This is a genomic window from Caulobacter sp. (genome assembly GCF_049283275.1).
In the GTDB taxonomy this organism is placed as follows: Bacteria; Pseudomonadota; Alphaproteobacteria; order Caulobacterales; family Caulobacteraceae; genus Caulobacter.
Genome location: NZ_JBAPVS010000315.1, coordinates 1 through 5,779 on the forward strand (window position 1 = coordinate 1; position 5,779 = coordinate 5,779).

The following is a 5,779-nucleotide window of genomic DNA, read 5'->3' on the forward strand; positions in this document are numbered from 1 at the left end:
GCTTGGCCGGACGCGCCGACGCCCTGGCTGGACCTGTCGACGGGGATCAATCCTCATTCCTATCCGGTTCCGGCCCTCGCGCCGGAGACCTGGTCACGCCTGCCCGATCCAGAGTCCTTGCGGGCTCTGGAGACGGCGGCGGCGGCCGCGTTCGGCGTAGAGGATCCCGCCCGGGTCGTCGTCGCGGCCGGCAGCGAGGCGCTGATCCGTCTGCTGCCGCGCCTTCTGCCCACCCCTCCGACCGGTCGACGGGTCGGGATCTCGGCACGGACCTACAGCGGTCATGCCGACGCCTGGCGAACGGCGGGCGCCGAGATCGTCGACCCGGGCGATCCGTCCGCCGACCTGCGCGTGCTGGTCAATCCCGACAACCCCAGCGGCCGAGCCGTGTCGCCTGATCAGGTCATCGACCTTACCGAGGGACAGCTGCTGGTCGACGAAGCCTTCGTCGAGGTCGATCCGGCGTTCTCCGTCGCGTCGCTGGCCGGCGCGCCGGGCCATGAGCGGCTGATCGTCCTGCGCTCGTTCGGCAAGTTCCATGGCCTGGCCGGAGCGCGGCTGGGCTTTCTGGTCGCCGAGCCGGCCTTGGCCGGGCGTGTTCGCCAGGCGCTGGGCGACTGGCCTGTCTCCGGTCCGGCGATCGCCGCCGGCTTGGCGGCCTATGCCGATCCGGGCTGGGCCCGCCAAACCCGGCGGCGCCTGATTGAAAGCACGGTGCAATTGGACAGCCTGCTGCGCCGGGCCGGATTCGAGATCGTGGGCGGCACATTGCTGTTTCGCCTTGCCCGCGCGGCCGACGCGCCGCGCCGTTTCGAGGGTCTGGCCCAGGCCGGAATCCTCACCCGCCCCTTCCCCTGGGACGAGACGCTGATCCGCTTTGGCCTGCCCGGCCCGCAAGCCGATTGGCTCCGCCTCGCCAACGCCCTGGAGAGCCTCTGATGAGCGAAGATCTGAACACCAAGCATGCCGAAGCGATGAAGGCCCTGAAGGCCGAGCGCGACGCGATGATGGAGACCAAGACCCTCGAGAAGGGCCTGCTGCTGGTCCACACCGGCGACGGCAAGGGCAAGTCCTCGGCCGGCTTCGGCATGGTGGCCCGCCACCTGGGCTGGGGCCTGAAGGTCGGCGTCGTCCAATATATCAAGGGCAAGTGGAAGACCGGCGAGCGATTGTTCTTCAAGAAGTTCCCCGACCAGGTCCGCTACGAGGTGATGGGCGAGGGCTTCACCTGGGACACCCAGGACCGCGAACGCGACATCGCCGCCGCCCAGGCCGCCTGGCTGGTGTCGCAGGAGATGATCGCCGACCCCAAGCTGGATTTCGTGCTGCTGGACGAGATCAACATCGCCCTGCGCTACGACTATCTCGACATCGAAGAAGTGGTGGCCGTGCTGAAAGCCCGCCCCAACGACAAGCACGTCTGCCTGACCGGCCGCAACGCCAAGCCGCAGTTGCTGGAGATCGCCGACCTGGTCACCGAGATGACCCTGGTCAAGCATCCGTTCGAGCAGGGCTTCAAGGCCCAGCGCGGGGTCGAGTTTTGACCCTCCCGACCTCGATTGGTCTCACCCGGCGGGCGGCGGTCGGGACGGGTCTGGCGACGGGTCTGATCGGCGGACCGGCCAGCGCTCGCGCCCTGCCCCGCGTGATCTCGCTCAATCCCTGCCTGGACTCGGTTCTGGTGCATGTCGCCGACCGCTCGCAGGTCGTGGCGCTGAGCCACTATGCGCGTGATCCGCAGCAGTCGAGCATCGCCAAGATCGCCCTGACCTATCCGATGACCTATGAGAGCGCCGAGGAGGTCATCGCCCTGCGGCCCGACGTGGTGTTGACCGCCGCCCACTCCTCGCCGGCCACCCGCGCGGCGTTGAAGCGGCTGGGCATCCGCACCGAGCTGTTCAAGGTGCCCAACAGCTGGGTCGAGAACCAGGCCCAGATCCGCCGCATCGCCGAAGCCGCCGGACATCCCGATCGCGGGGAGATCTTGATCGCCCAGGTCGAGGCGGCGATGGCCAAGAGCGCGCCGCGTCCCGGAACCCGGCCGGTCACCGCCCTGGTCTTCCAGCCCAACGGCTTCGCGGCCGGCCATGGCACCCTGGTCGACGAAATGATGCGCCGGGCCGGCTTCGTGAACGTCGCCGAACGCTACGGCCTGAAGAAATGGGGCAATGTCTCGCTGGAGCGTCTGCTGGACGATCCACCCGAGGTGCTGCTGGCCGGCCAGGCCGCCCCCAACGCCCCGACCTTTGCCGAAAAAATCCTCAACCACCCCGCCCTGGCCAGCGTCTCGCCGCGCATGACCCGGGCCGTGTTCCCCGAGCGTCTGCTCTATTGCGGCGGCCCCGGCTTGATGGACACCGCCGCCGCCCTGGCGACCGCCCGCCGACAGATCCTGGGAGCCGCCGCGTGACCAAGCGCCTTCTGCTGCTGGGCGGTCTCGCCCTGCTGGTGCTGCTCCTGAGCGGCCTGTCGCTGATGGCCGGCCGCGTCTGGGTTCCATGGACCGCCTGGTCCCTGGCCGCCCAGGACCCCCGCTGGGCGATCATCTTCGAGCTCCGGCTGCCGCGGACGATCCTGGCCGTCGCGATCGGCGCGGCCCTGGGCCTGTCGGGCGCGGTCATGCAGGGCTACACTCGCAATCCGCTGGCCGATCCCGGCGTGCTGGGCGTCTCGTCCATGGCCGCCCTGGGCGCGGTGATGACCATGTATGTGAGCCTCAGCCTGAGCACGCCCTGGCTGCTGTTCGTGGCCGCGATGGTCGGCGCGAGCATCGGGGTGGCCGTTATGCTGGTCCTGGCCGGCGGGACCGGCGGCACGATCACCTTCATTCTGGCCGGAGTGATCCTCAACACCGTCGCCAGCGCCGGCGTCGCCTTGGCGCTCAGCCTGGCGCCCAGCCCCTGGGCGGCGCAGGAGATCATCAACTGGCTGCTGGGCTCGCTGGCCGACCGCAGCGCCGACGACGTCTGGCGGGCCCTGCCCTTCATCCTCGTGGGCAGCGGCCTGATGCTGCTGCTGGGGCGGGCGCTGAACGCCCTGACCCTGGGTGAAGCCGGGGCCAAGGCGCTGGGGATCGACCTGAACCTGACCCGCGTGCTGCTGGCCGTCGGCGTCGGCCTGGCGTCCGGCGCCAGCGTGGCGGTGACGGGCATGATCGGCTTCGTCGGCCTGATCGTGCCGCACCTGATGCGGCCGCTTGTCGGCCATCAGCCCGGCGCGCTGCTGGCCCCCAGCGCCCTGGCCGGCGCCGTCCTGGTGTTGGCCGCCGACATCGCGGTGCGGCTGACGCCCTCGGCCGCCGAGGTCCGCCTGGGCGTGGCCATGGCCGCCGTGGGCGGACCCTTCTTCCTGGCCCTGTTGATCTCGATGCGCCGGAGGCTCGCATGAAAGAGGCTGGCCTGAGGAAGAGCGGCATGAGCGATCTCGTCGCCGAAGACCTGACCGTCGCCCTGGGCGGCCAGACCGTGCTGGCTGGGGTCAGCGCGCGGTTCCGTCCGGGAGAGGTCACGGCTATCGTCGGTCCTAACGGCGCGGGCAAGTCGACCCTGCTGGCCTGCCTGGCAGGGTTGCGCCGACCCGACGCCGGCCAAGTGTCGCTGGGCATCGAGCCGATCCTGACCCTGGCGCATCGCGAACGCGCCCGCCGGATCGGCTTCCTGCCCCAGACCCCCGAGGTGGCCTGGGCGGTGGACGTCGAGACTCTGGTCGGTCTGGGCCGCATCCCGCACAGCGGGGCCCGGGGGCTCAGCGACGCCGACCACGCCGCCGTCCAGGCCGCCCTGGTCCGCACCCGCATGACCGGCCTGGCCCATCGCGACGTCACCACCCTGTCCGGCGGCGAGCGGGCCCGCGCCTTGTTGGCACGCGTGTTGGCGGGCGAGCCGTCGTGGCTGTTGGCCGACGAGCCTCTGGCGGGGCTGGACCCCGGTCACCAGCTGGACACCGTCGACCTGATGCGCGCTTTCGCCGTCGAGCACGGCCAGGGCGTGGTCATGACTCTTCACGATCTGGGCGTGGCTCTGCGCCTGGCCGACCGGGTGCTGGTGCTGCGGGAGGGGATTCTGATCGCCGACGCCGCGCCGAAGGACGCCCTGACGCCCGAGGTGCTGGAGCAGGCCTATGGCGTGAGGGCCGCCATCGTCCAGGGTCATGCCGGACCGCTGATCGAGCTGATCGGGCGCGGCCATGGCTGAGACCGCGCCCTGGCCCTGGGTGGCGGCCCTGGCCTTGGGCCTGGAAGCGGCGCTGGGCTATCCGGCGGCGCTGAACCGCGCGGCGGGGCATCCAGTGGCCTGGCCGGCGGCGGTCATCGCGCTGTTGGAGCGGCGCTGGAACCAACCGGCGGCGTCCGACCGACGGCGTCGGCTGCTGGGCGTCGTCCTGGTCGCGCTGCTGGTCGCCGCCTCGGTCCTGTTCGGCGCCGCGATCCAGGGCGTCCTGGGCTCCAGCCTGCCGGCGCTGACGCTGGTCGCCCTGGTCGCCACGACGGGTCTGGCCCAGCGCAGTCTGTACGACCATGTCGCGGCCGTCCTGGCGCCGCTGCAGGCCGGCGACCTGCCGGCTGCCCGCGCGGCGGTGGCGATGATCGTCGGCCGTGACACTGCTGCGCTCGACGCCGAAGACGTGGCGGCCGCCGCGCTGGAGAGCCTGGCCGAAAGCTTCAACGACGGCGTCGTCGCCCCGGCCTTCTGGCTGCTGATCGGCGGCCTACCCGGCCTGTTCGTCTATAAGAGCGTCAACACCGCCGACAGCCTGATCGGCCACAAGGAGCCACGCTGGCGAATGTTCGGTTGGGCGGCGGCGCGGACCGACGACCTGATGAACCTGATCCCGGCGCGGATCGCCGGCGGGCTGATCGCCCTGGCGGGAGGCGGCGGTTGGCGCATCCTGCGCCGCGACGCCCGCCTTCACGCCTCGCCCAACGCCGGCTGGCCCGAGGCCGCCATGGCCGGCGCCCTGGGCGTCCAGCTCGGCGGCGACGCCCGCTACGACGGCGTCCTCACGAACCGGCCGGCCTTCGGCGACGGCCCTTGTCCCACGCCCGCCGACCTGGCGCGCGGCCTTCGCCTCTACCGCCGGGCCTGCCTGCTGCTCTGGCTGATCCCCATGGCGATCGGCTTGATCGCCGTGCTCGCCCGATGACCTTTGCTCGTCTATCCAGGATTTCGTCATGACCGTGCTTTCCGTTCTCCAGGCCGCCATCACCCCTGTCGACGCCGCGCTCGAGCCGGCCCTGCGGGCGCATCTGGACGGCAAGGCCAAGCCGCCCGGGTCGCTGGGACGGCTGGAGGACCTGGCCGTGCGGATCGGCCTGATCCAGAACCGGCTGGACCCGCGCATCGCCCGCACCGACCTCTATGTGTTCGCCGGCGATCACGGCCTGACCAACGAAGGCGTCTCGGCCTATCCGGCCAGCGTCACCGCCGCCATGGTCGGGCTGTTCCTGTCCGGCCGCTCCAGCGTCGGCGCTTTGGCCAGGGCCACCGGCGTCCAGGTTCGCGTGGTCGACGCTGGGGTCGACGCCGACCTGCCCGCCCATGCCGACCTGATCGTCGCCAAGGTCCGGCGCGGAACCCGCAACGCCGCCCGCGAACCGGCCTTGACCCCGGACGAGGTCTTGGCCGCCATCGCCCAGGGCGCCGAGATCGCCCGCGCGGCGGCGACAGACGGGGCCGACGTCATCGCCCTGGGCGAGATGGGCATCGGCAACAGCTCGTCCGCCGCCCTGATCATGCACCGCCTGGCCCCCGCGCCGCTGGACGACTGCGTCGGCCAGGGC

At 71.4% G+C, this 5,779-nt stretch carries 7 protein-coding genes; all 7 read left to right on the plus strand.

The window, feature by feature from the left end:
* Positions 1–939: aminotransferase class I/II-fold pyridoxal phosphate-dependent enzyme (locus WAL33_RS17845; protein WP_422182873.1), on the plus strand; the 939-nt coding region annotated here is incomplete at its 5' end.
* Entirely contained in the window at positions 939–1,544 is a 606-nt protein-coding gene (cobO, locus tag WAL33_RS17850) for a cob(I)yrinic acid a,c-diamide adenosyltransferase (RefSeq protein WP_422182875.1), read from the plus strand. The genes WAL33_RS17845 and cobO, both read left to right, overlap by 1 nt.
* Positions 1,541–2,410 (plus strand): ABC transporter substrate-binding protein, encoded by an 870-nt coding sequence (locus WAL33_RS17855; RefSeq protein WP_422182877.1) that lies wholly within the window; start codon positions 1,541–1,543, stop codon positions 2,408–2,410. The genes cobO and WAL33_RS17855 overlap by 4 nt, the downstream gene beginning before the upstream one ends.
* Positions 2,407–3,387, plus strand: coding sequence for a FecCD family ABC transporter permease (locus tag WAL33_RS17860; RefSeq protein ID WP_422182879.1), 981 nt, complete (start codon positions 2,407–2,409; stop codon positions 3,385–3,387). Before WAL33_RS17855 ends, WAL33_RS17860 begins: the two co-directional genes overlap by 4 nt.
* Before the next feature lie 26 nt (positions 3,388–3,413).
* On the plus strand, positions 3,414–4,193 hold the full coding sequence (locus WAL33_RS17865; protein ID WP_422182880.1) for an ABC transporter ATP-binding protein: 780 nt from the start codon (positions 3,414–3,416) through the stop codon (positions 4,191–4,193).
* Positions 4,186–5,142, plus strand: coding sequence for an adenosylcobinamide-phosphate synthase CbiB (gene cbiB / locus WAL33_RS17870; RefSeq protein ID WP_422182882.1), 957 nt, complete (start codon positions 4,186–4,188; stop codon positions 5,140–5,142). Before WAL33_RS17865 ends, cbiB begins: the two co-directional genes overlap by 8 nt.
* 28 nt (positions 5,143–5,170) lie before the next feature.
* Positions 5,171–5,779, plus strand: a 609-nt coding sequence (locus WAL33_RS17875; RefSeq protein WP_422182884.1) for a nicotinate-nucleotide--dimethylbenzimidazole phosphoribosyltransferase, incomplete at its 3' end; no start/stop codon positions are given.

Bases quoted from the DNA above. Each gene is read 5' to 3' on its own strand.
- cobO (WP_422182875.1), top strand. From the start codon at position 939: ATGAGCGAAGATCTGAACACCAAGCATGCCGAAGCGATGAAGGCCCTG.
- WAL33_RS17865 (WP_422182880.1), top strand. From the start codon at position 3,414: ATGAGCGATCTCGTCGCCGAAGACCTGACCGTCGCCCTGGGCGGCCAG.
- cbiB (WP_422182882.1), top strand. From the start codon at position 4,186: ATGGCTGAGACCGCGCCCTGGCCCTGGGTGGCGGCCCTGGCCTTGGGC.